The organism is Paraburkholderia sabiae (assembly GCF_030412785.1).
Classification (GTDB): Bacteria; Pseudomonadota; Gammaproteobacteria; order Burkholderiales; family Burkholderiaceae; genus Paraburkholderia; species Paraburkholderia sabiae.
On the sequence record NZ_CP125295.1, the window covers coordinates 1000401 to 1024978 of the forward strand.

24 protein-coding genes, 3 tRNA genes and 1 pseudogene are annotated in these 24578 nt (G+C 62.2%); 24 read left to right on the forward strand and 4 right to left on the reverse strand.

Annotated elements, in window-relative coordinates:
• Positions 1 to 6 precede the first annotated feature (6 nt).
• From fabG to nagZ, 17 genes are all read left to right on the forward strand, one after another.
• Entirely contained in the window at positions 7 to 756 is a 750-nt protein-coding gene (fabG, locus tag QEN71_RS04555) for a 3-oxoacyl-ACP reductase FabG (RefSeq protein ID WP_201661121.1), read from the forward strand.
• A gap of 148 nt (positions 757 to 904) precedes the next feature.
• Positions 905 to 1144, forward strand: coding sequence for an acyl carrier protein (gene acpP, locus QEN71_RS04560; RefSeq protein ID WP_004197638.1), 240 nt, complete (start codon positions 905 to 907; stop codon positions 1142 to 1144).
• Positions 1145 to 1496: 352 nt separating this feature from the next.
• Entirely contained in the window at positions 1497 to 2735 is a 1239-nt protein-coding gene (fabF, locus tag QEN71_RS04565; RefSeq protein WP_201661119.1) for a beta-ketoacyl-ACP synthase II, read from the forward strand.
• A gap of 4 nt (positions 2736 to 2739) precedes the next feature.
• Positions 2740 to 3225, forward strand: coding sequence for a protein YgfX (locus QEN71_RS04570; protein WP_233472138.1), 486 nt, complete (start codon positions 2740 to 2742; stop codon positions 3223 to 3225).
• A 132-nt stretch (positions 3226 to 3357) separates the two neighbouring features.
• On the forward strand, positions 3358 to 3957 hold the full coding sequence (gene rpoE, locus QEN71_RS04575) for an RNA polymerase sigma factor RpoE (protein WP_012400242.1): 600 nt from the start codon (positions 3358 to 3360) through the stop codon (positions 3955 to 3957).
• Between the two features lie 95 nt (positions 3958 to 4052).
• Positions 4053 to 4694, forward strand: coding sequence for a sigma-E factor negative regulatory protein (locus tag QEN71_RS04580; RefSeq protein ID WP_201661117.1), 642 nt, complete (start codon positions 4053 to 4055; stop codon positions 4692 to 4694).
• A 4-nt stretch (positions 4695 to 4698) separates the two neighbouring features.
• On the forward strand, positions 4699 to 5739 hold the full coding sequence (locus QEN71_RS04585) for a MucB/RseB C-terminal domain-containing protein (RefSeq protein ID WP_201661115.1): 1041 nt from the start codon (positions 4699 to 4701) through the stop codon (positions 5737 to 5739).
• 19 nt (positions 5740 to 5758) lie between these two features.
• Complete coding sequence (locus tag QEN71_RS04590; RefSeq protein ID WP_201661112.1) at positions 5759 to 7267, forward strand: DegQ family serine endoprotease; 1509 nt, start codon at positions 5759 to 5761, stop codon at positions 7265 to 7267.
• A gap of 68 nt (positions 7268 to 7335) precedes the next feature.
• The gene (locus QEN71_RS04595) at positions 7336 to 7542 is read left to right on the forward strand and encodes a glutaredoxin family protein (RefSeq protein ID WP_233472139.1); all 207 of its coding nucleotides are present in this window, start codon (positions 7336 to 7338) and stop codon (positions 7540 to 7542) included.
• A gap of 166 nt (positions 7543 to 7708) precedes the next feature.
• On the forward strand, positions 7709 to 9502 hold the full coding sequence (lepA, locus tag QEN71_RS04600; protein WP_201661108.1) for a translation elongation factor 4: 1794 nt from the start codon (positions 7709 to 7711) through the stop codon (positions 9500 to 9502).
• Between the two features lie 19 nt (positions 9503 to 9521).
• Complete coding sequence (gene lepB, locus QEN71_RS04605) at positions 9522 to 10415, forward strand: signal peptidase I (RefSeq protein WP_201661106.1); 894 nt, start codon at positions 9522 to 9524, stop codon at positions 10413 to 10415.
• Positions 10416 to 10589: 174 nt separating this feature from the next.
• Entirely contained in the window at positions 10590 to 11843 is a 1254-nt protein-coding gene (gene rnc, locus QEN71_RS04610) for a ribonuclease III (RefSeq protein WP_201661105.1), read from the forward strand.
• A 64-nt stretch (positions 11844 to 11907) separates the two neighbouring features.
• Positions 11908 to 12807, forward strand: a complete 900-nt coding sequence (gene era, locus QEN71_RS04615; RefSeq protein ID WP_201661104.1) for a GTPase Era — start codon at positions 11908 to 11910, stop codon at positions 12805 to 12807.
• On the forward strand, positions 12794 to 13816 hold the full coding sequence (gene recO, locus QEN71_RS04620) for a DNA repair protein RecO (RefSeq protein ID WP_201661103.1): 1023 nt from the start codon (positions 12794 to 12796) through the stop codon (positions 13814 to 13816). Before era ends, recO begins: the two co-directional genes overlap by 14 nt.
• Positions 13813 to 14577, forward strand: coding sequence for a pyridoxine 5'-phosphate synthase (gene pdxJ, locus QEN71_RS04625; protein ID WP_201661102.1), 765 nt, complete (start codon positions 13813 to 13815; stop codon positions 14575 to 14577). The genes recO and pdxJ overlap by 4 nt, the downstream gene beginning before the upstream one ends.
• A 22-nt stretch (positions 14578 to 14599) precedes the next feature.
• Complete coding sequence (gene acpS, locus QEN71_RS04630; RefSeq protein ID WP_201661101.1) at positions 14600 to 15007, forward strand: holo-ACP synthase; 408 nt, start codon at positions 14600 to 14602, stop codon at positions 15005 to 15007.
• A gap of 66 nt (positions 15008 to 15073) precedes the next feature.
• Positions 15074 to 16105 carry a beta-N-acetylhexosaminidase gene (nagZ, locus tag QEN71_RS04635; RefSeq protein ID WP_201661100.1) on the forward strand — a complete coding sequence of 344 codons (1032 nt, stop codon included), beginning with the start codon at positions 15074 to 15076 and terminating at the stop codon, positions 16103 to 16105.
• An 87-nt stretch (positions 16106 to 16192) separates the two neighbouring features.
• On the opposite strand, the gene QEN71_RS04640 is transcribed toward nagZ, so the two are convergent.
• On the reverse strand, positions 16193 to 17575 hold the full coding sequence (locus tag QEN71_RS04640; protein ID WP_201661099.1) for a sigma-54-dependent transcriptional regulator: 1383 nt from the start codon (positions 17573 to 17575) through the stop codon (positions 16193 to 16195).
• A gap of 124 nt (positions 17576 to 17699) precedes the next feature.
• Positions 17700 to 17906, reverse strand: coding sequence for a CsbD family protein (locus tag QEN71_RS04645; RefSeq protein WP_201661098.1), 207 nt, complete (start codon positions 17904 to 17906; stop codon positions 17700 to 17702).
• Between the two features lie 69 nt (positions 17907 to 17975).
• Between QEN71_RS04645 and QEN71_RS04650 the strand changes: the two genes are divergently transcribed.
• On the forward strand, positions 17976 to 18149 hold the full coding sequence (locus QEN71_RS04650) for a hypothetical protein (protein WP_201661095.1): 174 nt from the start codon (positions 17976 to 17978) through the stop codon (positions 18147 to 18149).
• A gap of 45 nt (positions 18150 to 18194) precedes the next feature.
• Here the strand turns inward: QEN71_RS04650 and efp are convergent, their stop codons facing one another.
• Entirely contained in the window at positions 18195 to 18752 is a 558-nt protein-coding gene (gene efp / locus QEN71_RS04655) for an elongation factor P (RefSeq protein ID WP_201661092.1), read from the reverse strand.
• 351 nt (positions 18753 to 19103) lie between these two features.
• The gene (earP, locus tag QEN71_RS04660) at positions 19104 to 20285 is read right to left on the reverse strand and encodes an elongation factor P maturation arginine rhamnosyltransferase EarP (protein WP_201661089.1); all 1182 of its coding nucleotides are present in this window, start codon (positions 20283 to 20285) and stop codon (positions 19104 to 19106) included.
• Between the two features lie 109 nt (positions 20286 to 20394).
• Between earP and uvrC the strand changes: the two genes are divergently transcribed.
• The 6 genes and pseudogenes from uvrC to QEN71_RS04690 all read left to right on the forward strand — a co-directional run bounded on the left by uvrC (position 20395) and on the right by QEN71_RS04690 (position 24565).
• The gene (uvrC, locus tag QEN71_RS04665; RefSeq protein ID WP_201661086.1) at positions 20395 to 22605 is read left to right on the forward strand and encodes an excinuclease ABC subunit UvrC; all 2211 of its coding nucleotides are present in this window, start codon (positions 20395 to 20397) and stop codon (positions 22603 to 22605) included.
• Between the two features lie 108 nt (positions 22606 to 22713).
• Positions 22714 to 23304, forward strand: a complete 591-nt coding sequence (gene pgsA / locus QEN71_RS04670) for a CDP-diacylglycerol--glycerol-3-phosphate 3-phosphatidyltransferase (protein ID WP_012400260.1) — start codon at positions 22714 to 22716, stop codon at positions 23302 to 23304.
• 148 nt (positions 23305 to 23452) lie between these two features.
• Positions 23453 to 23528: transfer RNA gene (locus tag QEN71_RS04675), tRNA-Gly, on the forward strand.
• Between the two features lie 66 nt (positions 23529 to 23594).
• Positions 23595 to 23670: transfer RNA gene (locus tag QEN71_RS04680), tRNA-Gly, on the forward strand.
• Positions 23671 to 23819: 149 nt separating this feature from the next.
• Positions 23820 to 23893 (forward strand) — tRNA-Cys (locus QEN71_RS04685).
• Positions 23894 to 24063: 170 nt separating this feature from the next.
• Positions 24064 to 24565: pseudogene (locus QEN71_RS04690) on the forward strand (GNAT family N-acetyltransferase).
• Positions 24566 to 24578: the final 13 nt, after the last annotated feature.

The following is a 24578-nucleotide window of genomic DNA, read 5'->3' on the forward strand; positions in this document are numbered from 1 at the left end:
CGAACGATGGAAAAGACTCTCGACAAACAGATCGCAATCGTGACGGGTGCCTCGCGTGGCATCGGCCGCGCAATCGCGATCGAACTCGCGCGTCAAGGCGCGACGGTAATTGGCACGGCCACGAGTGAAAGCGGCGCGAACGCGATCACGGAAGCGTTTAAGGCGGAAGGTCTGAACGGCCGTGGCGCAGTGCTCAACGTCAACGATGCAGCAGCGGCTGAAGCGCTGATCGACGGTACCGTGAAGGAATTCGGCGCGCTCAACGTGCTGGTCAACAACGCGGGTATCACGCAAGACCAGCTGGCCATGCGCATGAAGGACGAAGACTGGGACAACGTGATCGACACGAACCTCAAGTCCGTGTTCCGTTTGTCGCGCGCCGTGCTGCGCCCGATGATGAAAGCGCGCGGCGGCCGCATCATCAATATCACGTCGGTGGTCGGCTCGTCGGGTAATGCAGGTCAGGCGAACTATGCAGCCGCGAAGGCAGGCGTAGCGGGCATGACGCGTGCGCTCGCACGTGAGATCGGCAGCCGTAACATCACGGTGAACTGCGTCGCGCCGGGCTTCATCGACACGGACATGACGAAGACGTTGCCCGAAGAGCAGCAAACGGCTCTGAAGGCTCAGATTCCGCTCGGCCGACTCGGCAGCCCGGAGGATATCGCTCATGCTGTTACGTTCCTCGCATCGCCGCAGGCCGGTTATATCACCGGCACGACGCTGCATGTGAACGGCGGCATGTATATGTCGTAATCAAATTCGGTTACTATCCGCGCCTTGATGCCATTCAAAGCGCGGACAGAACGGCTTTACAGCAACCCAGTGCGCCGCTTTTTTACAGATGCAAACCTGATAAAATGCGCGCACCTGTATTTATGAACTTTTTTCCCTTGGAGGGGTAATGGACAATATCGAACAGCGCGTCAAGAAGATCGTTGCAGAGCAACTCGGTGTTGCTGAAGCGGAAATCAAGAACGAAGCATCGTTCGTGAACGACCTCGGCGCTGACTCGCTCGACACGGTCGAACTGGTGATGGCTCTCGAAGACGAATTCGGCATGGAAATTCCGGATGAAGAAGCCGAGAAGATCACGACTGTTCAGCAAGCGATCGACTACGCTCGCGCTAACGTCAAGGCCTAAGGTCATTCGCGCCTGCCTGGCTGCTTCGGCTGCTGCGAGTTCCGCAGCGTCCGTCGTGCCGGCAGCCTCGTCGCGCCAGACGGCGCAAACGGGGCAGGCGTCAATGCCGATGCGCATGCGCGCGAGCCTGACGGCGTCGTTCAAGGCGCACTGGCCGATGCAACAAGGATCGGCTCTTACGCCATTGCGCTTACTGGTGCATGTTCTGGCGACTTCGCCCGTGCACTGGTCAGCGTATTCGTCAGCGCCCTGGTCAGCGCGTTCGTCAGGTTAAACAGCCACAGGGCACACAGGGCGCTTACCTGTGCGCTTCTGTGGCTTTTGTTTTGTCATCTATGGAAAAGGGGTTACCGTGAGCCGTCGTCGTGTTGTTGTTACAGGCCTGGGCCTTATTTCGCCTGTTGGCAATAATGTTGCCGACGGCTGGGCCAATCTGGTCGCCGGCAAGTCCGGCATCGCCAACATCACGAAGTTCGATGCGTCGAACTTCTCCACGCGTTTTGCCGGTGAAGTGAAGGGCTTCAACATCGAAGACTACATCGCCGGCAAGGAAGCCCGCCACATGGATACGTTCATCCATTACGGCGTGGCGGCTGGCATTCAGGCGATGAAGGACAGCGGCCTTGAAGTCACCGAAGCGAACGCCGAACGCATTGGCGTGAACGTGGGTTCGGGCATCGGCGGCCTGCCGATGATCGAAGTCACGCAAACGGAACTGCTGAACCGCGGTCCGCGCCGTATCTCGCCGTTCTTCGTGCCCGCGTCGATCATCAACATGATCTCCGGCCACCTGTCGATCAAGTTTGGTCTCAAGGGTCCGAATCTGTCGATGGTGACGGCCTGTACGACGGGCCTGCACTGCATCGGCGAAGCTTCGCGGCTGATCGAGTACGGCGACTGTGACGTGATGATCGCGGGCGGCGCGGAGTCGACGGTTTCGCCGCTCGGCATCGGCGGCTTTGCGGCGGCGCGTGCGCTGTCGCAGCGTAACGACGATCCGTCGACGGCCAGCCGTCCGTGGGACAAGGACCGCGACGGCTTCGTGCTCGGTGAAGGCGCCGGCGTGATGGTGCTCGAAGAGTACGAGCACGCCAAGGCGCGCGGCGCGAAGATCTACGCGGAAGTCGGCGGCTACGGCATGAGCGGCGACGCGTATCACATGACGGCCCCGCTGGAAGACGGCGACGGCGCACGCCGCTGCATGCTCGCGGCGCTGAAGAACGCGGGCGTGAACCCTGATTCGGTGAACTACCTGAACGCGCACGGCACCTCGACGCCGCTCGGCGACCTCGCTGAAACCACGGGTATCAAGCGCGCATTCGGCGATCACTCGAAGAAGATCGTCGTGAACTCGACGAAGTCGATGACGGGTCACCTGCTGGGTGGCGCGGGCGGTCTGGAGTCGGTGTTCACGGTGCTCGCCGTGCACAATCAGGTGTCGCCGCCGACCATCAACATCTTCAACCAGGATCCGGAATGCGATCTCGACTACTGCGCGAACACGGCGCGGGAGATGAAGATCGACGTCGCGCTGAAGAACTCGTTCGGGTTCGGCGGCACGAACGGCACGCTGGTTTTCAAGCGCGCCTGAACGCTTGACGGCGGCATCGTCGCTGCCGGCTGAGCCGGCTCAGTCTTCCGATTCCGCACTGAACGGCGGACCCTCGCAACGCATTGCGCTGCGGCGGTCCGCCGCGTTGCATCTGGCGACCGCGTTTTTCATCGTCGTGGCTATCACGGCTGTCTGCACGACCATCGGAGCTCGCTTTGGGCTTGGTCGGGCGGCGCTGACGGGATTGGCCGTTCTCGGAATTCTGTTGCTGGCCGCGGTCCATCAAGGGCGCAATCAGCCCGGCGCCCTTAAAATCGGGCCGGAAGGACTGTCGATCTGGAACCGGGCGGGAATATTGCGCACTCAGGGCCGTATCGTTGGATGCAGCCAGTGGAGCGACAGCCTGCTGATGTTGTGGCTCGAGGACGACGAAGGCGCATTGCACCGGTTGCTGCTCGCGGCCGACATGCTCGAAAGCCGTGTTTTTCGCGAGCTTGCCGTGCTCGCCAGACGCGCGGCGCACGTCTGAGCGGGCCTCCCGGCGCGGCTGAACGCCTTGACTGTAAAGACTGTAACGGCTGTTACGCGCGTAACGTGCCGCGTTGAAGGGGACGCTACAATGGTGCCCCGCTACACGCGCAAAAGTTAACGGATTTATCAGGTGAGCGAAAAAGAAATAGATCAGGTGCTGGTTGAACGCGTCCAGAACGGCGACAAGGCCGCGTTCGAGCTTCTGGTCTCAAAGTACCACCGCAAGATCATCCGGCTGATCTCGCGCCTCGTGCGGGATCCTGCCGAGGTCGAGGACGTGGCCCAGGATGCCTTCATCAAGGCATACCGGGCGCTGCCCCAATTCCGCGGCGAGTCCGCGTTCTATACGTGGTTGTACCGGATTGCCGTCAATACGGCCAAGAATTACCTTGCGACCCAGGGCCGCCGAGCGCCCACTTCGACAGAAGCAGATGCTGAAGAAGCGGAAACTTTCTCGGATGCCGACCAACTAAGGGATATCAACACGCCCGAGTCGATGTTGATGAGCAAACAGATCGCTGAGACGGTCAATGCTGCGATGGCGGTTTTACCGGAAGAGCTGCGCACCGCCATAACTCTTCGTGAAATTGAAGGTCTGAGCTACGAGGAAATCGCTGAAATGATGGGTTGCCCGATCGGCACCGTCAGATCAAGAATTTTCCGTGCTCGCGAGGCCATTGCGGCAAAATTGCGTCCGCTGCTTGACACGCCCGAGGGCAAGCGCTGGTGAGGCTGTAGAACAGCTGCCAGCCGGCCTCGCGGACAGCGGCGCAGTATCTGGGTTAAGTGGTGTCACTACGGGGTGTCTGAAAGATGGGGAGCATCATGGGGTCGGTTTCGATGCCAATGCAAACAAATGCGCAAGCGAGCTCGCATGCCGAGCGTCTGTCTGCTTTTGTCGACGGCGAACTGCTCGACGGCGAGCATCCGAACACAATTCTGGCCGCGCTGGGTCATGAAGATCGCGCGGCATGGTCGTGCTATCACCTGATCGGCGACGCGCTGCGTTCCGACGATCTGGCCGTCAGTCCGGCCACGAGCAGCGCCTTTCTGGCGGGCTTTTCGGCCCGCTTCGAGAGCGAGGCACATGTACTTGCACCGGCTGCCGTGCCCGCCACGCGCCGTCTGCTGGCGCTGCGCCGTCGCGTGATTCCGGCGTTCGCCGTGGCGGCCGCTGCCGCAACGCTGACGTGGATCGTGATGCCGCAGCTGTCGGGCGTGAATACGGGCGCGGGCGTCACGCAAGTCGCGTCGGTCGCGCCGCACACGGATTCGGTGCAGCGCGTGGCGATGGCTTCGATGCCTGCCGCGACCACGGCCCAGGCGGATGTGTCGGATGGCAACATCATCCGCGACGCGAGCCTCGATCAATATCTGGAAGCGCATCAACAGTTCGGCCTGCAGCCTGTCGTTTCGGGCTCGATGCCGTTGCTCCGCGCGGCTTCTTTGACCACGCAGGGCCACTAGTCTGATGCAGAGTCTGCGGTTGAAAAAAACGACTATCTGGGGGCGGCTGCCGGCATTTCTGTTCTGCGCAGCCGTGATGTTGTCCGCTACGTCGCGTACCTTCGCGCAAACCGACGACTCTGCCACCCGGCACAGCGCGGCGGAACTGCTGAACCGGATCCATCAGGCCGCGCAGCAGCAGAACTACGAGGGTGCCTTCGTCTATCAGCGCGGCAATTTCGTACAGTCCTCGCGCATTTCCCACTACGCAACGCGTAACGACGGCGAGTTCGAATCGCTGGAAAGCCTCGACGGCAAGCCGCGCAAGATGCTGCGTCATAACGACGAGCTCTATACGTTCGTGCCCGAGCGGCATTTATGCGTCGTCGAGAAACGGCAGAACAAGGACTCGTTTCCGGCCCTGTTATCGGCGAGCGGCGAGCAGGTGCTGAGCGTCTACGAGCCGAAGATGCTGGGCACGGACCGCGTTGCGGGTGTCGATAGCCAGGTGATCGAGCTGGATCCGAAGGACGCGAACCGTTTTGCCTACAAACTCTGGGCCGACACGAAAACGGGACTGCTGCTGCGCGCGCAGACGCTCGACCCGAGCGGTCAGGTGCTCGAACAGATGTCGTTTTCGCAGATTCGCATCGGCGTGCCTGTCGACAAGGCCCCTATCGCGTCCGGCATCAAGAATACGTCCGGCTGGACCGTGGTGCGACCGCCCGTCGAGCCCGTCGATATGGAAGCGCAGGGCTGGCAACTGACGTCGCCTGTCGCCGGTTTCCACAAGATTCGCGAGTTGCGCCGGCCGATGGCGGCGCACGACCCGTCCAATCCGCCTATTCCTGTCGACCAGATGGTGTTCTCCGACGGTCTTGCGGCAATATCGATCTTCGTGGAGCCGGTCGAAAAAAGCACCCGCAAGGAAGGAGCGGGAAGCAGCGGGGCGACGCACGTACTGGTCAAGCGGCGCGGGGATTTCTGGATCACCTTGCTCGGGGAAGTGCCTCAGACCACGTTGCAGCAATTCGCGGCTGCCATAGAATACAAGCCTTCCAGGTAATCCTTCGGTTCGCTACGACATGACGATTCTCTCGGTGCGCAAATTCTTCGCGGCCGCAGTACTGGTGGCTTGCCTGCCGCTTGCGCCGCACGCGGCGTCGGCGGCGCCTGCTGCCAATCTGCCCGATTTCACCGATCTGGTCGACAAGGTCGGGCCAGCCGTCGTCAACATCCGCACCACGGCGCGTGTGTCCAATAGCACGCGCGGCCTGCCGCCCGGCATGGACGATGGCGATATGTCGGAGTTTTTCAGGCGTTTCTTCGGCATTCCGATGCCTAATTCGCCCCAGTCGCCGCAATCGCCGGGCACGCCAAAATCGCCCCGCGGCGATAACAACGACCAGGATCAATCGCCCGACAACGGCCCCGATACCGAGCAGAACAGCGGCGTCGGCTCGGGCTTCATCCTGTCGTCGGACGGCTACGTGATGACGAACGCTCACGTGATCGACGACGCGGACACGATCTACGTCACGCTCACCGACAAGCGCGAGTTCAAGGCCAAGCTGATCGGCGTCGACGACCGCACCGACGTGGCCGTCGTCAAGATCAACGCAGCGAACCTGCCCACAGTGCCGATCGGCGATTCGAACAAGGTACGCGTCGGCGAATGGGTCGTCGCGATCGGCTCGCCGTTCGGGCTCGAAAACACGGTGACGGCGGGCATCGTCAGCGCGAAGGGGCGCGACACGGGCGATTATCTGCCGTTCATCCAGACGGATGTGGCCGTGAATCCCGGCAACTCAGGCGGTCCGTTGATCAACATGCAGGGCGAAGTGATCGGCATCAATTCGCAGATCTACAGCCGGACGGGCGGCTTCATGGGCATCTCGTTCGCGATTCCGATCGACGAAGCGATGCGTGTGGCCGATCAGCTGAAGACGACGGGCAAGGTGACGCGCGGCCGTATCGCCGTCGCGATCGGTGAAGTCACGAAGGACGTGGCCGATTCGCTCGGATTGCCGAAGGCACAGGGCGCGCTCGTCAGCAGCGTCGAGCCGGGCGGTCCCGCCGACAAGGCGGGCGTGCAGCCGGGCGACATCATCCTGAAGTTCAACGGACACAATGTCGACACCGCGACGGATCTGCCGCGCATGGTCGGTGACACAAAGCCGGGCACGAAGGCGACGATCACGCTGTGGCGCAAGGGCCAGACGCGCGAAGTGCCTGTGACGGTCGCCGAAATGCAGCCTGAGAAGACCGCGAAGGCCGACCAGAAGAAGGCGCCGACGCCGAAGCCGCGCGCGTCGAACGCGTTGGGCGTGGCCGTCAGCGATATCCCGGCCGATCAGATGAAGTCGCTCAAGCTGCACAACGGCGTACAGGTTGATGCCGTCGACGGTCCGGCGGCGCGCGTTGGGCTACAGCGCGGCGACATCATCCTGCGCGTCGGCGACACGGATATCACGAGCGCGAAGCAGTTCGAAGAGGTCACTTCACATCTCGACGCGTCGAAGATGGTCGCGCTGCTGGTCCGTCGCGGGGAAAACACGCAGTTCGTGCCCGTCCGGCCGCGCGCGTCGAAGTGACGGACGTCGTCAACGCGGTGGCATCGCTCACGCTCTACGGACGCGCGTGGTGCCACCTCTGCGACGACATGCGCGCCGCGCTCGAACCGCTGCTGGCTGAATTCGGCGTACGGCTCGAAGTGATCGACATCGACACCGATCCTTCACTCGAAGCGCGCTACAACGACTGGGTGCCCGTGCTGACCTACGAAGGCGTCGAGCTGTGTCATTACCATCTCGACGAAACGCGTGTGCGGGCGGCGTTGACGGCGCAGTCCGAAACGCCGCCGCGCTGACCCGGCAAGGCCGGAAACCGGTCATCAGATAGCACGAATGTCTCCCGCTACCTGGAAGTCGTGCCCGGCGACCCCCTTTTCGGCTAAAATAGATAAGTTTTTCACTTACTTACAAGGCGTGCTCCGCAATCGTCCGAGCGCGCCTTTTTCGCTTGATCGGCACTGAATGGATCATATTCGTAACTTTTCGATCATTGCGCACATCGACCACGGCAAGTCGACGCTCGCCGATCGCATCATCCAGATTTGCGGCGGTCTGTCGGACCGCGAGATGGAAGCACAGGTGCTCGACTCGATGGATCTCGAGCGCGAGCGCGGCATCACCATCAAGGCTCAGACGGCGGCGCTGTCGTACCGCGCGCGCGACGGCAAGGTGTACAACCTGAACATGATCGACACGCCGGGGCACGTCGACTTCTCGTACGAAGTCAGCCGTTCGCTGTCCGCGTGCGAAGGCGCGCTGCTGGTCGTCGACGCGAGTCAGGGCGTCGAGGCGCAGACGGTCGCGAACTGCTACACGGCAATCGAACTGGGCGTCGAAGTGGTGCCCGTGCTCAACAAGATCGACCTGCCGGCCGCCAACCCCGAAAACGCGATCGCTGAAATCGAAGACGTGATCGGCATCGACGCGACCGACGCCACGCCTTGCAGCGCGAAGACGGGCTTGGGCGTCGAAGACGTGCTCGAATCGCTAATCGCGAAAGTGCCGCCGCCGAAGGGCAACGCGGACGCGCCACTGCAAGCACTGATCATCGACTCGTGGTTCGACAATTACGTCGGCGTCGTGATGCTGGTGCGCATCGTCAACGGCACGCTGCGTCCGAAGGACCGCATTCGCATGATGGCGACGGGCGCTGAGTATCCCGTGGAGCACGTCGGCGTGTTCACGCCGAAGTCGAAGAATCTGGAATCGCTGTCGGCTGGGCAAGTGGGTTTCATCATCGCGGGCATCAAGGAACTGACGGCAGCCAAGGTCGGCGATACCGTCACGACTATCAAGAACGCCGCGCCGGAACCGCTGCCGGGCTTCAAGGAAGTGAAGCCGCAGGTGTTCGCGGGTCTCTATCCTGTCGAAGCGAACCAGTACGACGCACTGCGCGAATCGCTGGAAAAACTCAAGCTCAACGACGCCTCACTGATGTACGAACCAGAAGTGTCTCAGGCACTCGGTTTTGGCTTTCGCTGCGGCTTCCTGGGTCTGTTGCATATGGAGATCGTCCAGGAACGTCTCGAGCGCGAGTTCGACATGGACCTGATCACCACCGCGCCGACCGTTGTCTACGAAGTCGTTCAACGCGACGGCACGACCATCATGGTCGAGAATCCGGCGAAGATGCCGGACCCGTCGAAGATCGAAGAAGTGCGCGAGCCGATCGTCACCGTGAATCTGTACATGCCGCAAGACTATGTCGGCGCGGTGATCACGCTGTGTACGCAAAAGCGCGGCTCGCAGATCAACATGCAGTACCACGGCCGCCAGGTTCAGCTAACGTACGAAATCCCGATGGGCGAAATCGTGCTCGACTTCTTCGATCGTCTGAAGTCGGTATCGCGGGGCTATGCGTCGATGGATTACGAGTTCAAGGAATATCGCGCGTCGGACGTGGTGAAGGTCGACATGCTGATCAACGGCGACAAGGTCGACGCGCTGTCCGTCATCGTCCACCGGTCGCAAAGCCAGTACCGCGGCCGCGAAGTGGCGGCGAAGATGCGCGAAATCATTCCGCGTCAGATGTACGACGTTGCGATCCAGGCGACGATCGGTGCGCACATCATCGCGCGTGAGAACATCAAGGCGCTGCGTAAGAACGTTCTTGCCAAGTGTTATGGCGGCGACATCACGCGTAAGAAGAAGCTGTTGGAAAAGCAGAAAGAAGGTAAGAAGCGGATGAAGCAGGTCGGCTCTGTCGAGATTCCGCAAGAGGCTTTCCTCGCGATTCTGCGCGTCGAAGACAAATAAGACTAAGAACTGGAACCCTATGAATTTTGCGCTGATTCTTTTTGTGCTCGTGATTCTCACGGGCGTGGCATGGGTCGCGGACAAACTGGTTTTCCTGCCGCAACGGCGCCGGGCGGCGGACGCAGCCGTCGCCGAGTTCGACAATCAGCAGGCACGCATCGGCGAGCGTTTCGCCGACGAGAATGCGCCCGCCACGCGCGCGCGTCTGCGTGACGACAAGCTGCGTCAGCCGTGGTGGCTCGAATACACGGCCAGCTTTTTCCCGGTGATTCTGGTCGTGTTCGTCGTGCGCTCGTTCGTGGTCGAGCCGTTCAAGATTCCGTCGGGTTCGATGGTGCCGACGCTGCTGGTCGGCGACTTCATCCTCGTCAACAAGTACGACTACGGCATCCGTTTGCCGATCACGAATACGAAGATCACGGAAGGCCGTCCGCTGCAGCGTGGCGACGTCGTCGTGTTCCGCTATCCGAAGGACGAATCGGTCGACTACATCAAGCGCGTGATCGGTCTGCCGGGCGATATCGTCTCGTACGAGGACAAGAAGCTGACGATCAACGGCAAGCCCGTACCCGAAACGCCGCTGCCTGATTACTTCGATGAAGAACGCATCGGCTACGCGAAGCAGTTTGAAGAAGACATCGACGGCCGCAAGAATCGCATTCTCAATAATCCCGCTGTGCCGCCGTTCATCGTCGGCGCAGAAGACTATCCTTATCGCGATAACTGCAAGTACGACGCGCATGGCGTGACGTGCAAGGTGCCGCCGGGCAACTACTTCATGATGGGCGACAACCGCGACAACAGCGCGGACAGCCGCTACTGGGGCTTTGCTCCCGACAAGAACGTCGTCGGTCGCGCGTTTTTCATCTGGATGAACTTCAGTAGTTTGAAGCGTATCGGCGGCTTCCAGTGATCGCCTTTCGCGCATCGACGAACGATGCGCACTGAACCCGCGCAACACGTCGCGCATTTGACGCGACGTGCTATCACGCTACTTTAAGAACGCGCGGTAACGTCGCTACAACACGCTTTTTCGGCGCCGGGGCCGCGTTTCCGCCCCGTGATGCGCCCGCGTTATACTCTGCACATGCCCCTATCTCCGTTGGAAAGCCGTTTGCGCTACGAATTTCGCAATGCGGAATTGTTGCGCCAGGCTTTAACTCACCGCAGTCACAGTGCCACGCATAACGAGCGGCTGGAATTTCTCGGCGATTCCGTTCTGAACTGCGCGGTGGCCGCGCTTTTGTTCCAACGTTTCGGGAAACTGGACGAGGGCGATCTGTCCCGCGTTCGTGCGAATCTGGTCAAGCAGCAGTCCTTGTATGAAATCGCTCAGGCCCTGAATATTTCGGAAGGCCTGCGGCTCGGCGAAGGCGAACTGCGCAGCGGCGGCTTCCGTCGCCCGTCGATCCTCGCGGACACGCTTGAAGCCATTCTGGGTGCGATCTTCCTCGATGGCGGCTTTGACGCCGCGCAGACGGTCATCAAGCGCCTGTACGTGCCGATTCTCGACCACATCGACCCGCGCACGCTCGGCAAGGATGCCAAGACACTGCTGCAGGAATACCTGCAAGGCCACAAGATTCCGCTGCCGACTTACACCGTCGTCGCCACGCATGGTGCGGCGCACAATCAGCAGTTCGAAGTCGAATGCACGGTGCCGAAGCTGGACGTGAAAGTGTCCGGTTCCGGCGCGAGCCGCCGCGCGGCCGAGCAGGCTGCGGCGAAAAAAGCGCTCGATGAAGTGATGGCGGCGGCGCCCGCCGTGGTGGCCAAGCCGAAGCGCTCGAAGGGCGCGCGCGCAGCGAAGCAGGAAGCGGAAATCGTACCGGGCGTGACAGGCGTTCAGGCTGCGCTCGATTTGCGCGCACCCGACAGCCGCCGGGCCGAGCGCGCGGCGCGGGCCGAAGCGAAGTCGTTGGCGCCGGAAGTGCCGTCGGCGGGACAGGCAGCCGCGGCCGCGCCGCTCGCCGTCATCCGCGCCGCGCATGTCGAATACAGCCAGGACGCGACAAGCGACAAGGCCGAACGTGGCGAGAAGGGCGAGCGGCCCGCGCGAATCGCCGACAAGCCGGACACGGCCGCCAAACCGGCAGAGCGTCAACCCGAGCGCCAAAGCTCCGACAAGCCCGACACAGCGGCACGCGCAGCAGACAAAGCGCCCGAAAAGCCGTCTGACAAAACGGCCGAAAAGCCCGCGGAAAAACCCGACACCAACGCCCGCAGCGCAGACAAACCTGCGTCTCGCGCTCGCGAGGCCACGTCCGGCGCAAATACGGGCGATCTCGAACCCGGCGTCGCCGGCGCGGTGCACACCCGCGTGGCCGATGCCGGTCACTGAACGCAATATCACGTGAACGCGCGCTCTACGACGCGCGTCCACACGAACCTGCCGTAGTACGAATATGAACGCTCCCACTCCCACTGGTTTTCGTTGCGGCATGGTCGCGATCGTCGGCCGTCCTAATGTCGGCAAGTCGACGCTGATGAACGCGCTCGTCGGCCAGAAAGTCAGCATCACGTCGCGCAAGGCGCAGACGACGCGTCATCGCATCACGGGCATCAACACGCTCGACGACGCGCAGTACATCTTCGTCGACACGCCCGGTTTCCAGACGCGTCACAGCGGCGCGCTGAACCGCTCGCTGAATCGCGCGGTCACGTCCACATTGACTTCCGTCGACGCCGTGCTGTTCGTCATCGAAGCCGGCCGTTTCGGTCCCGACGACCAGAAGGTGCTCGACCTGATTCCGAAGTCCGCGCCGACGCTGCTGATCGCGAACAAGCTCGACCGCGTGAACGACAAGGATTCGCTGTTCCCGTTCATGCAGCAGATGAGTGCGTTGCGCGAGTTCAAGGAAATCGTGCCGCTGTCTGCCAAGAATGCCGACGATATCAAGCGCCTTCTCGCGACGGTCAAGCCGTATCTGCCGGAAGGCGAGCCGATCTACGGCGAAGACGACCTGACCGATCGCAGCGAGCGTTTCCTCGCCGCCGAAATCCTGCGCGAGAAAGTGTTCCGCTGGACGGGTGACGAACTGCCGTACACCAGTACCGTGCTGATCGACAAGTTTGAGACGGAAGGACGCCTGCGTCGTGTTTTCGCGACGATTCTCGTCGAGCGCGATATGCACAAGGCGATGATCATCGGCCAGAAGGGCGCGAAGCTGAAGCAGATCAGCACGGAGGCGCGCCTCGACATGGAAAAGCTGTTCGACGGTCCGGTGTATCTCGAAACGTTCATCAAGGTGAAGAGTGGCTGGGCCGACAACGAAGCCGGACTCCGTGCCTATGGGTACGAATGACGTTACGAGCGACGACGCAACGGGTACCCGATCCGACGCGTGGATGACGCTGCCGCACGACGCCGAATCCGACACCGATCCTGACGACGCCACGCGCGCTCAGCGCGAGCAGCCCGAATCGTTCGAGCCGCCGGCAGCCGTGAAGCCGGTGCGTGCCGCGCGCTCGTCCAAACGCAGCACGTCGTCGCGCAAAAACGACGACGACTTTTCCGATGACGGCGACCGCGCCGAAGCGCCCGCGCGCAAAACATCGGCGCGCCGTTCACCGTCCCGCGTGCCGCGTGCACCTGCCTCCGAGTTCCGCATCAGCGAGCAGCCCGCTTTCGTGCTGCATAGCTATCCATACCGTGAAACGAGCCTGATCATCGACGTGCTGTCGCGCGATCACGGCCGGATCGCGCTCGTCGCAAAGGGCGCCAAGCGTCCACATTCGGCGCTGCGCGGCGTGCTGCAAACGTTCCAGCCGCTGTCGCTCAACTGGTCGGGCAAATCGGAAATGCGCACGCTGACGGGTGCCGAATGGGTCGGCGGGATGCTGCCGCTCACGGGCGATGCGCTGCTGTGCGGCTTCTACGTGAACGAGTTACTCGTGAAGTTTCTCGCGCGCGAAGACCCGCATCCGCAACTGTTCCACCATTACGTCGTCACGCTCACGCGCCTCGCGCACGACGAGCCGCCCGTGCAGGTACTGCGCTCATTCGAGCGCGTGCTCTTGCGCGAAACCGGTTATGCGATGGCGCTCAATCGAACAGTGGCGCGCAAGGCCGTGGTGCCCGAGGGCCGTTATGTGTTCGACCCGGAACGCGGCGTGCGCGAAGCATCCGACGAGTATCCGTCGAACTGGCCCGTGATCAGCGGACAAACCTTGCTCGATATGGAGCAGGACGATTACCATCGAACGCAGACCGTCGCGCAAAGCAAGACGCTGATGCGCTTTTTGCTCAACACCTATCTGGGCGGCACGCCGCTCGCGACGCGCCAGATCCTGATCGACCTGCAGAACTTATGAGCTTCTTTCTGACTTCTCCGAATGTGATCGACCTCGGCGTGAACATCGACCACGTCGCCACGCTGCGCAACGCGCGCGGCACGTCGTATCCCGATCCGATCCGCGCCGCGCTCCAGGCAGAAGAAGCGGGCGCCGACGCGATCACGCTACATCTGCGCGAAGACCGTCGTCATATCGTCGACGCCGACGTGCGCGCATTGCGTCCGCAGTTGAAGACGCGCATGAACCTCGAGTGCGCGGTGACGCAGGAAATGCTCGACATCGCATGCGAGGTGCAGCCGCATGACGTGTGTCTGGTGCCGGAAAAGCGCCAGGAACTGACGACGGAAGGCGGGCTCGATGTCGTCGGACACTTCGAGGCCGTGCGCGCCGCTTGCAAGCAGCTGGCCGACGCGGGTTCACGCGTGTCGCTCTTTATCGATGCCGACGAAGCGCAGATTCGCGCCGCGCACGAAGCGGGCGCGCCCGTGATCGAACTTCACACGGGCGCCTACGCGGAAGCGCACGACGCGGGCGAACAACAGCGCGAGTTCGAGCGCGTCGTGCGCGGCGTCGAGTTCGGCGCGTCGCTCGGACTGAAAGTGAACGCGGGTCACGGCCTGCATTACACGAACGTCCAGCCGATCGCGGCGATCGAAGGCATCGTCGAACTGAATATCGGCCACGCGATCGTCGCGCACGCGATCTTCGCCGGCTGGGACAACGCCGTGCGCGAGATGAAGGCGATCATGGTCGCCGCGCGTCTCGCGGCGCGCGCATAACAACGCATCGAGACGCACACGTATGGCGATCTACGGCATCGGTACCGACATCGTTCAGGTCAGCCGCGTCGCGGCGGTGATGCAGCGTACCAACGGACGCTTCGCCGAAAAGGTGCTCGGCCCCGACGAGTTGCGCGTCTATCACGCGCGCAATGCGCGCTCGCAGGCGCGCGGCCTCGCGTTTCTCGCGACGCGCTTCTCCGTGAAGGAAGCGTTCTCGAAAGCGATCGGACTCGGCATGCACTGGCCGATGACGTGGCGCGCGCTACAAACGCTGAACGAGCCGAGCGGCCGTCCGATGTGCGTGGCGTCGGGCGAACTCGCCGACTGGCTTGCCGAACGCGGCATCACATCGCGCGTGACGTTGTCCGATGAGCGCGACTACGCGGTGTCGTTCGTGATTGCCGAAACGCCCGATCCTTCCGCCTGACTTTCCCGGCGCGGCGATTCGCTCGCGATAGCGGCGCCGCGTTCCTCTCTCTTTCTGACGAATCCGATGAAACTGACTCCTGGCCCGGTGATGCTCGACGTCGTCGGCAAAACCTTGAACGCCGATGACGAGCGCCGCCTCGCGCACCCGATGACGGGCGGCGTGATCCTGTTCGCGCGTCACTTCGAAAGCCGCGCGCAACTCGTCGCGCTGACGGACTCGATCCGCGCAATCCGCAAGGACCTCCTGATCGCCGTCGATCACGAAGGCGGTCGCGTGCAGCGCTTTCGTACGGATGGCTTCACCGTGCTGCCGTCGATGGGCAAGCTCGGCGCGCTGTGGGATCAGGACGTGCTGCGCGCGACCAACGTGACGACGGCCGTCGGCTACGTGCTCGCCTCCGAGCTGCGCGCGTGCGGCATCGACATGAGCTTCACGCCCGTGCTCGATCTGAACTACGGTCATTCGCAGGTCATCGGCGATCGCGCGTTTCATCGCGATCCGCGCGTCGTGACGCTGCTCGCCAAGAGTCTCAATCATGGTCTCGCGCTCGCGGGCATGGCGAATTGCGGCAAGCATTTTCCGGGACATGGATTTGCGACGGCGGACTCGCATGTCGCCGTGCCTGTCGACGAACGCACGCTCGACGAGATTCTCAGCGAAGACGTCGCGCCGTACGACTGGCTCGGCATGTCGCTGGCGTCCGTGCTGCCAGGGCACGTGATTTATCCGAAGATCGACAGCAAGCCGGCCGGTTTTTCACGCATATGGATTCAGGACATCCTGCGCGAGAAGCTTGGGTTCAAGGGCGCGATTTTCAGCGACGATCTGTCGATGGAAGCCGCGCGCCAGGGCGGCACGCTGACGGAAGCGGCCACGGCGGCGCTTGAAGCCGGTGTGGATATGGTGCTGATCTGCAATCAGCCGGACGAGGCGGGCAAGGTACTCGACGCGCTGCGCGTCACGCAGTCGGACGAGTCGAAGCAGCGTCTGGAGCGTATGCGTCCGCGCGGCGAGGCGTTGTCGTGGACGGAGTTGATGGCTGAGCCGCAGTATCAGCAGGCACAGGCGCTGCTGCGCGAGGCGTTCGCGGCCTGATCTGCGCGATCGAAGCAGCAATAAAAAAGGACGGGTCTCGAAAGAGCCCGTCCTTTTGCTTTTGGCAAGCGGTTACAGCGCCGTCGATCAGTTCAGCCGCATGCGCTGCAGCTTGTTGTACAGCGTCTTCGGACTGATTCCAAGCAACGATGCCGCGCGATGCCGCGTGCCGCCGACGGCGTCGAGCGTCGCACGAATCAGCATCTCTTCGACGTCGGCGAGCGGCGTGCCGACCGTAACCTGCACGCGACCGCCGTTCAGATCGCGGCCACCCGCGCCATTGCTCTCGTCGGCGCGCAACGTTTCGAGCACATCACCGGACGCGTGATACGCGCGCCGCACGCGATCCTGCAACTCGCGCACGTTGCCCGGCCATTCATACGCGAGGCATTCGCGGACGAAGTTCGGGCCGACCAGCTTCGTCGCATCCGCAACGCCGCGCGCGTTTGCTTCGTCGTTCAATTCGTCGACGAGCGCCTGCGCAAACAGGGCAGGGTCGTCGCCGCGTTCGCGCAGCGGCGGCAGCGACAGCGCGGCCGCTTCGAGTCGCAGTCCCAGATCCTGATGCAGCGTGCCTTCCGCGACCGCCGCGCGCGGCGCCTTGCGCGTCGATGCGACCAGGCGGAAGTCGGTCGCCACCTGATTCGTGCCGCCGACGCGCATGAACGTCTGCGAATCGAGCGCGCTCAGCAGCGCTTCCTGCTGCGGACGCGGCAACAACGTGATTTCGTCGATGAAGAGCGTGCCGCCGCTCGCCTGCTCGAACAGGCCCGGCTCGCGCTGTTCCGCGCCGCCGAACGCGCCGCGTTCATGGCCGAACAGCAGGCTTTCGAGCGGTCGTCCACCCGCGACGGCCTGCGCCGAACGGCAGTCGAGTACGACGAACGGCCCTTTGCGACGGCGGCTCATCTCATGCAGCGTGCGCGCGGCGACCTCCTTGCCGGTGCCGGCCTCGCCGGAAATCAGCACGGCGGCTTCCGTCGGCGCGATATGCTCGATCGAATCGTAGATGTGCTGGATCGCGCCGCTGCGGCCGATCATCGGTCCGAAGCGGCCCATGCGGCGCAGCTTGGCGCGCAGCGTTTGCACTTCTTCCGTCAGTTCGTACGGGCGCGGAATGCGCGCCAGCAGGCTGCGCAAACGGGGAATGTTGACGGGCTTGAGCAGATAGTCCCAGATGCCGTGCCGCAAGCCTTCGATCGCGCTTTCGACGGTAGCGTTGCCCGTCATCACGATCACGGGCAAGGCTCCGCCGGGCGGTTGCGCGGGCAAATGCTGAAGCAGATCGAGCCCGCTGCCGTCGGGCAGATTCAGGTCGACCAGCACGACGTCGGGGATGAAGCGTGTCAGGGCTGCGCGCGCTTCGGAGAGCGTGATGGCGGTGTCGACGGAAAAACCGTCGGCGGCCAGAATCGCGGACAGGCCTGACAGGCTATTGGGATCGTCTTCGACAATCAGGGCATGTGGCATAACGAGCGCAACTGTTCAGATGGACGGATGCCCGACGTGCGCGGCCCGCCGTGGGCGGCGCCGCGTACGCGGACGCTTGATGAGTGGGCTTCAGCGGCCAATGCTCCCGGTCGGGCGCGGCAGGTCAGAAGTCCCGGTTGCGATCGAAGAAGCGGCGCACTTCGAGTTCCGCTTCGTCGCGCGTCTTGCCATAGCGCTCCTGGATCAGGCCTGCCAGCTTGTCGGCGCGGCCTTCCGCCTTGGTCAATTCGTCGTCGGTGAGTTCGCCCCACGCGGTCTTCGCCTTGCCGATCATCAGTTTCCACTTGCCTTCAGCGATATCGTTGTTCATGGCACACCTCCCGTGTTTTCCGAATGAACGAAAGCCTCATAGGCCTGAACTACTCGATAAGCAGGAGTTGTGCCAAAGCAGGTTATCTCGAAAAAGCAGCGTGAGCGCGGACTAAAACGCCTCTCATCGGGCATCGGCCTGGCAAAATTGCATGACAGGCCGGTAAAGTTTTCCACCACCATACACGGTCGCGAAAAAAAGAAAAAGCGCCCCGAAGGGCGCTTTTTAATTCAAAAACCCTGAATTGACTCAGGGTTTAAGACGAATGCACTGCGGCGCGATTCAAATTTATGCGCGGCTGCGGTATTCGTTGGTACGCGTGTCGATTTCGATCTTGTCGCCAATATTGCAGAAGAGCGGCACTTGCAGTTCGAAGCCGGTGTTCAGCTTGGCCGTCTTCAGAACCTTGCCCGACGACGTATCGCCCTTGACAGCCGGTTCCGTGTAGATGATTTCGCGAACGAGCGTGGTCGGCAGTTCGACCGAGATGGCCTTCTCGTTGTAGAACACGACTTCGCAACCCATGCCGTCCTGGAGGTAGTTCAGCGCGTCGCCCATCATTTCGGCTTCGACTTCGTACTGGTTGTAGTCGGCGTCCATGAACACGTACATCGGATCAGCGAAGTACGAGTACGTCACTTCCTTGCGGTCCAGCACGACGACGTCGAACTTGTCGTCCGCCTTGTAGACGGTTTCCATGCCTGCGCCCGTCAGCAGGTTCTTGAACTTCATCTTGACGACGGCGGCGTTACGGCCCGACTTGTTGTATTCGGCCTTCTGCACGACCATCGCGTCGTTGCCGATCATCACCACGTTGCCGGTGCGGAGTTCTTGAGCGATCTTCATAAAACTGTCCTGTACGAAATAAGGTGCTTCAACTTTGTGCTCAACGGCATACGGCGTAAGCGGGTTCGGCGCCCGGCGCGCTGGCCGATCGGCTTGTCAGCCAATCTGACGCCCGGTTTGATGCCGTGAGCGTGGACCAAACTGGATTGCGCGGTGAGCGGGGCCGGTGCTGGCCGGAACGCGCCTGATGCTTGCGTGGCTTCGTTCCGTGCTTCGTCCGTCTGCTTCTTTTACCCGAAGCGGGCGCGTACGCGTGTGACACTGACTGACATGGCCGTGAAGGCGGATTCGGAATCCGCCGCCGGCTGAGCCGTCGTGCCGCGCTTGCGTCGTCGGCCGTTGGATAACCGCTTATTTTAACTGACTTTTTGCGAATTCGGCGAGATTTCCCGCGAGATCGCCGATCGACGCGAGTTCGCGCGCCCATGCAGCTGCGCGGGCATCGAGGCGCGCCCGATGACGCTGAAAATCGGCCCAGTCGGGCGTGCCGTTGCCGTTCCACGCGTGCCAGAAGCGGCCGAGCGCGGCGCGGGCGTCGGCGGGAAGGCCGTGCGCGTAGTGAGAGAGGGCGGCGTCGAGCTTCGGCAGATGTGCGTCGTCGGCTTGCGGATAGATGTGCCAGACGAACGGCCGCGCGGCCCATTGCGCGCGGACGAACGAATCTTCGCCACGCACGAAGTTGACGTCGCTGGCCCAGAGCAGTTCGTCGTAGCCGGGCTGGTCGGTGAAGGCGAGCGCGTGGGCGCGCAGATTGCCGCGCGTTGCGTGCGCCGCCGCCGCGAACGATTGCAGACCGAAAAACCGCGCGATCGCACCCGAAATGCGGCCCTCGGGCACGAGCAGCACGATTTCACTTTCGGCGTCGCGCCATTGTTCGAGCAGGCTGTCGACGGCCGGGTTTTCGTACGCGAACAGTGAGATGACGGTGGCTTCCTTGGCGGGCGGCGTGCTGCCGGTTTTCGTTTGCCACCAGGCGGCGCGTGCATCGGCGGATGCTTCGAATGCCGCCCGGCGCGCATCCAGATCGCCTTCTTTCAACACGCCGCCCGTGCCTTTGCCGAGTCCCGGGAAGAAGAACGTCTTCATCAGCGCGTGACGCGGATGCGGCGACGGCCGCAAATGGAAATCCGCGACCCAGTCTTCGCCGCTCAGATACTCGAGATTGAACCAGACGGGCGCGCGCTCGCGCCGCGCCATCGCCTCGATATACGCATGCGGCAATTCGCACGCGAACGCTTCGATCACGACGTCGGCCACCTGCAGCGTATCGCCTGCATGCGCGGGTTCGTGCCAATGCTCGATGTCGATGCCGCCGACCGTCTGCCGCGCGCTTTTCACGTCGATCGAAGCATTCAGCTTGTGAAACGCGTGCAGGTCATCGACCAGCAGACGTACCTGCCAGCCGTGTTCGCCCGCGAGTTGCCGCGCGAGCCGCCAGCAGACGCCGATATCGCCGAAGTTGTCGATCACCGCGCAGAAAATGTCGCACGCGATCGTCGGGGGCCGTGACGCTTGAATGGAAGCGGAGGACATGATGGCGGCGCCTGGGTTCGGGCGCGGGCGGAATGTTCTAAACTGGCGATTCTAAAGCACATCACCCACATGACGCGCCGGTAGCTCGCGGCGTCCAAGCCGATTCTGCATGACCCGATCCGATTCCTCACGCGCCGCCGATTCCGCTGCCCATCAGACTGCAAAGCAGACCTCGAAGCCCGGCGTGCCCGAAGCCGTCGCAGAAGAGTTCGACCCGAAAAAGGTGCTGCGCCAGTTGCCGCACATGCCCGGCGTCTATCGTTACTACGACACGCATGGCGCCGTGCTGTACGTCGGCAAGGCGCGCGATCTGAAGAAGCGCGTGTCGAGCTACTTCACGAAGACGCTGCTGTCGCCGCGCATCGCGATGATGGTGTCGCGGATCGCGAAGATCGAAACGACGGTCACGCGCTCTGAAGCGGAAGCGCTGTTGCTCGAGAACAATCTGATCAAGGCTTTGGCGCCGCGCTACAACATCCTGTTTCGCGACGACAAGTCATATCCGTATCTCAAGCTGACGGGGCATCAGTTTCCGCGCATGGCTTACTACCGCGGTTCGGTCGACAAGAAGAATCAGTATTTCGGACCGTTCCCAAGCGCGTGGGCCGTGCGTGAGAGCATTCAGATCCTGCAGCGCGTGTTCCAGTTGCGCACCTGCGAAGACTCTGTGTTTAACAACCGGACGCGGCCGTGTCTGTTGCATCAGATCGGACGATGCACGGCGCCATGCGTCGGCGCGATCACCGAAGACGACTACGCGCGCGATGTGTCCAATGCATCGCGCTTTCTGCTCGGACGTCAGTCGGAAGTGATGAAGGAACTCGAGCAGAAGATGCACGCATTCGCCGGCGAACTGAAGTTCGAGCAGGCGGCGGCCGTGCGCAATCAGATGAGTTCGCTATCGACGGTGCTGCATCAGCAGGCCATCGAAGTCGGCGGCGACAGCGATGTCGACATTCTGGCCGTTGTCGCGCTCGGCGGACGCGTCTGCGTGAATCTCGCGATGGTGCGCGGCGGGCGGCATCTCGGCGACAAGGCGTATTTCCCGACGCATGTCGAAAGCGCGTTGACCGCGGACGAAGGCGGTCTCGAAGACGGCGATGCGTTGGTATCGAACGAGTCCGCATCCGTGATCGATGTCGAAGCGGAACTGGGCGAAGAGTCCGACGAAGTGCTCAATCTCGAGGAAGCCGCTTTGGACGAAGATGGCGATTCCGATCCCGATTCGGAAGAAGCCGCTGTCGATAAAGACAAGAAGCCGCGCCGCACGCCCGGCATCGAATCCGAAGTGCTCGAAGCGTTCATCGCGCAGCATTATCTCGGCAACCGCGTGCCGCCCGTGCTCGTGGTCAGCCATGCGCCGGCGAGCCGCGAACTCGTCGATCTGCTGATCGAACAGGCCGGTCACAAGGTCACGCTGCTGCGGCAGCCGCAAGGGCAAAAGCGCGCCTGGCTCGCGATGGCCGAGCAGAACGCGAAGATCGCGCTCGCGCGTCTGCTGTCCGAGCAAGGCTCGCAGCAATCGCGCACGCGCTCGCTCGCGGACACGCTGTCGCTCGAATGCGAAGACCTGGCGCATCTGCGCATAGAGTGTTTCGACATCAGCCATACGATGGGTGAAGCAACGCAGGCGTCGTGCGTGGTGTTTCATCATCACAAGATGCAGTCGTCCGAATACCGGCGCTACAACATCACTGGCATCACGCCCGGCGACGACTACGCGGCGATGCGTCAGGTGCTCACGCGCCGCTACGAAAAGATGGTCGCGCAGGCCGCGGCGAACGCGAACGACGACGCGGCCGAGTTGCAGCCAGAAGCCGCCGCCGATCCCGCCGCAGCACCCGAAGGCGCGGAACCCGTTGCCGCGGGCGGCCAACTGCCGAACATCGTGCTGATCGATGGCGGCAAGGGACAGGTCGAGATCGCGCGTCAGGTGTTCAACGAACTCGGGCTGGACCTCGGTATGCTCGTCGGTGTGGCGAAAGGCGAGGGCCGCAAGGTCGGTCTCGAAACGCTCGTGTTCGCGGACGGCCGGCCGTGGCTCGAACTCGGCAAGGAAAGCGCGGCGCTGATGCTGGTCGCGCAGATCCGCGACGAAGCGCACCGCTTCGCGATCACAGGCATGCGCGCGAAGCGCGGCAAGACGCGGCAGACTTCGCGGCTCGAAGAACTGGAAGGCGTCGGCGCGAAACGCCGTCAGCGGCTGCTCGCGCGCTTTGGCGGCTTGCGCGGCGTGGTGGCGGCGAGTATCGACGATCTGGCGAGCGTCGAAGGCATCTCGCGCGCGCTGGCCGAACAGATTTACCGTCAGCTGCATTGACGCTTGGCTTACACGCGCGTTGGAATGGCCGCGCCGGGGCGTTGCTTGTGGCTCGCCCGGTGAACCGGCACAATTGCATCTCTTATCTCAGAACGTAGCGCCTGCCCCATGCCGTTTAATTTTCCGATCTTCCTGACGTGGCTGCGGATCGTGCTGATTCCGCTCGTGGTGGGTGTGTTCTATCTGCCGGACATGATGCTGAGTCCGATGCACCGCAATCTGGCCGCGGCGACGATCTTCATTCTTGCGGCGCTGACCGACTGGTTCGACGGTTTTCTCGCGCGCAAATGGAACCAGACGTCGGCGTTCGGCGCGTTCCTCGATCCCGTCGCCGACAAGCTGATGGTGACGGCCGCGCTGCTCGTGCTCGTGCAGCTGTCACGTCTCGATTCGGCGATCGCGCTCGTGATCGTCGGCCGCGAGATCGCGATTTCGGCGCTGCGCGAATGGATGGCGCAGATCGGCGCATCGAAGAGCGTCGCCGTGAATTCGCTCGGCAAGTTCAAGACGGCCTGCCAGATGACGGCGATTCCGATGCTGCTGTTCTATGGTCCGCTGTCGTTCGGTGCGTTTTCGATCGACACGCGCGTGTGGGGCTTGTGGCTCATCTATCTCGCCGCATTCCTCACGATCTGGTCGATGCTGTACTACATGAAGCTTGCGTGGCCGCAGATTCGCGAGCGCGGTGGCATGGCGTAAATCGAGAGGAAGGCGCGCGGCGTCGCTAAAATTTTCAATCTCTCGTACAAAAAGGGTTGACACGATTCGGCGCCTTCTACATAATCTCGTTTCTCCGGTGCACGCGCTAACAAACAGCGCGAAATACTAGAGAAAACAGCAGCAAAATGCGGGAGTAGCTCAGTTGGTAGAGCGCAACCTTGCCAAGGTTGAGGTCGCGAGTTCGAGACTCGTCTCCCGCTCCAGTTTTCAAAGCATCGTTTTGCGGCAAGCAACAAGCAAAGCGTTGTAGCAGTAAGTGGCAGATTTATGCGGGAGTAGCTCAGTTGGTAGAGCGCAACCTTGCCAAGGTTGAGGTCGCGAGTTCGAGACTCGTCTCCCGCTCCAAACACAGGGGGAAGCCAAGCTTCCCTTTTTGTTTGATGCTTCGGAAGAAGCGTTGAACATGATTGGCCTCGATCTGTCGTCGGGGTCGATGCAGAAAAATCTGCGAGCCGTTGCAGACGCAACTGAATACGGTTCGGCAGTCCGCTTGTGGCGCGATAGCAAAGCGGTTATGCAGCGGCCTGCAAAGCCGTTTAGACCGGTTCGACTCCGGTTCGCGCCTCCAGAAGCAAAGAAAAGCCCCGACTTGTCGGGGCTTTTCTTTTTTCATCGCGCATTTTTTGCGTGTGGTGATTCGTGCAGTCGTTCAAGCGGAAGAGGGCGTTGTGCAGTCTGTGCATCGACCGATCGTCGCGGCATAATCGACTGCTTCGCCATCCTGTTCAAAGCAACGTCATGACCGGGCAGCAACCTATGCAAAGCAAAGCCGCTTCTCCTATCGAATGGCGCTGGAAGGCCTTCGACGACCTCACCAACGTTGAGGTCTACGATATGCTCGCGGCCCGCGCGGCCGTCTTCGTGATCGAGCAGAACTGTCTGTATGGCGATGTCGACGGTCTCGATACCGAAGCGTGGCATCTGCTTGGGTACGGCGAGCAGGCACGCGATACGCGCGCGCCCTTGGCAGGCTATCTACGTGTGCTGCTGCCCGACGGCGAGGACGCCGACAATCCGCATCGGCCGCGTACTGACGACCGTTGATTTCCGCGGACAAGGCCTCGGCCGAGCGATGCTCGAACAGGTGCTGGCCCACATCCACGTGCAGTGGCCGGGCACGCCGATCCGCCTTCACGCGCAGGCGCATCTGCAAGCGTTCTATGGTGCGTTCGGCTTCGAGCCGGTTTCCGACGTGCACGAAGAGGATGGCATTCCGCATATCTGGATGCGTTCCGCCTGACGCTCATTGCGTC

Coding starts and splice junctions, on each gene's coding strand:
- fabG (WP_201661121.1), top strand. CDS start 7: ATGGAAAAGACTCTCGACAAACAGATCGCAATCGTGACGGGTGCCTCG.
- acpP (WP_004197638.1), top strand. CDS start 905: ATGGACAATATCGAACAGCGCGTCAAGAAGATCGTTGCAGAGCAACTC.
- QEN71_RS04580 (WP_201661117.1), top strand. CDS start 4,053: ATGGGGTCGGTTTCGATGCCAATGCAAACAAATGCGCAAGCGAGCTCG.
- QEN71_RS04585 (WP_201661115.1), top strand. CDS start 4,699: ATGCAGAGTCTGCGGTTGAAAAAAACGACTATCTGGGGGCGGCTGCCG.
- QEN71_RS04590 (WP_201661112.1), top strand. CDS start 5,759: ATGACGATTCTCTCGGTGCGCAAATTCTTCGCGGCCGCAGTACTGGTG.
- QEN71_RS04595 (WP_233472139.1), top strand. CDS start 7,336: ATGCGCGCCGCGCTCGAACCGCTGCTGGCTGAATTCGGCGTACGGCTC.
- lepA (WP_201661108.1), top strand. CDS start 7,709: ATGGATCATATTCGTAACTTTTCGATCATTGCGCACATCGACCACGGC.
- lepB (WP_201661106.1), top strand. CDS start 9,522: ATGAATTTTGCGCTGATTCTTTTTGTGCTCGTGATTCTCACGGGCGTG.
- rnc (WP_201661105.1), top strand. CDS start 10,590: ATGCCCCTATCTCCGTTGGAAAGCCGTTTGCGCTACGAATTTCGCAAT.
- era (WP_201661104.1), top strand. CDS start 11,908: ATGAACGCTCCCACTCCCACTGGTTTTCGTTGCGGCATGGTCGCGATC.
- recO (WP_201661103.1), top strand. CDS start 12,794: ATGGGTACGAATGACGTTACGAGCGACGACGCAACGGGTACCCGATCC.
- pdxJ (WP_201661102.1), top strand. CDS start 13,813: ATGAGCTTCTTTCTGACTTCTCCGAATGTGATCGACCTCGGCGTGAAC.
- acpS (WP_201661101.1), top strand. CDS start 14,600: ATGGCGATCTACGGCATCGGTACCGACATCGTTCAGGTCAGCCGCGTC.
- nagZ (WP_201661100.1), top strand. CDS start 15,074: ATGAAACTGACTCCTGGCCCGGTGATGCTCGACGTCGTCGGCAAAACC.
- QEN71_RS04640 (WP_201661099.1), bottom strand. CDS start 17,575: ATGCCACATGCCCTGATTGTCGAAGACGATCCCAATAGCCTGTCAGGC.
- QEN71_RS04645 (WP_201661098.1), bottom strand. CDS start 17,906: ATGAACAACGATATCGCTGAAGGCAAGTGGAAACTGATGATCGGCAAG.
- efp (WP_201661092.1), bottom strand. CDS start 18,752: ATGAAGATCGCTCAAGAACTCCGCACCGGCAACGTGGTGATGATCGGC.
- earP (WP_201661089.1), bottom strand. CDS start 20,285: ATGTCCTCCGCTTCCATTCAAGCGTCACGGCCCCCGACGATCGCGTGC.
- uvrC (WP_201661086.1), top strand. CDS start 20,395: ATGACCCGATCCGATTCCTCACGCGCCGCCGATTCCGCTGCCCATCAG.
- pgsA (WP_012400260.1), top strand. CDS start 22,714: ATGCCGTTTAATTTTCCGATCTTCCTGACGTGGCTGCGGATCGTGCTG.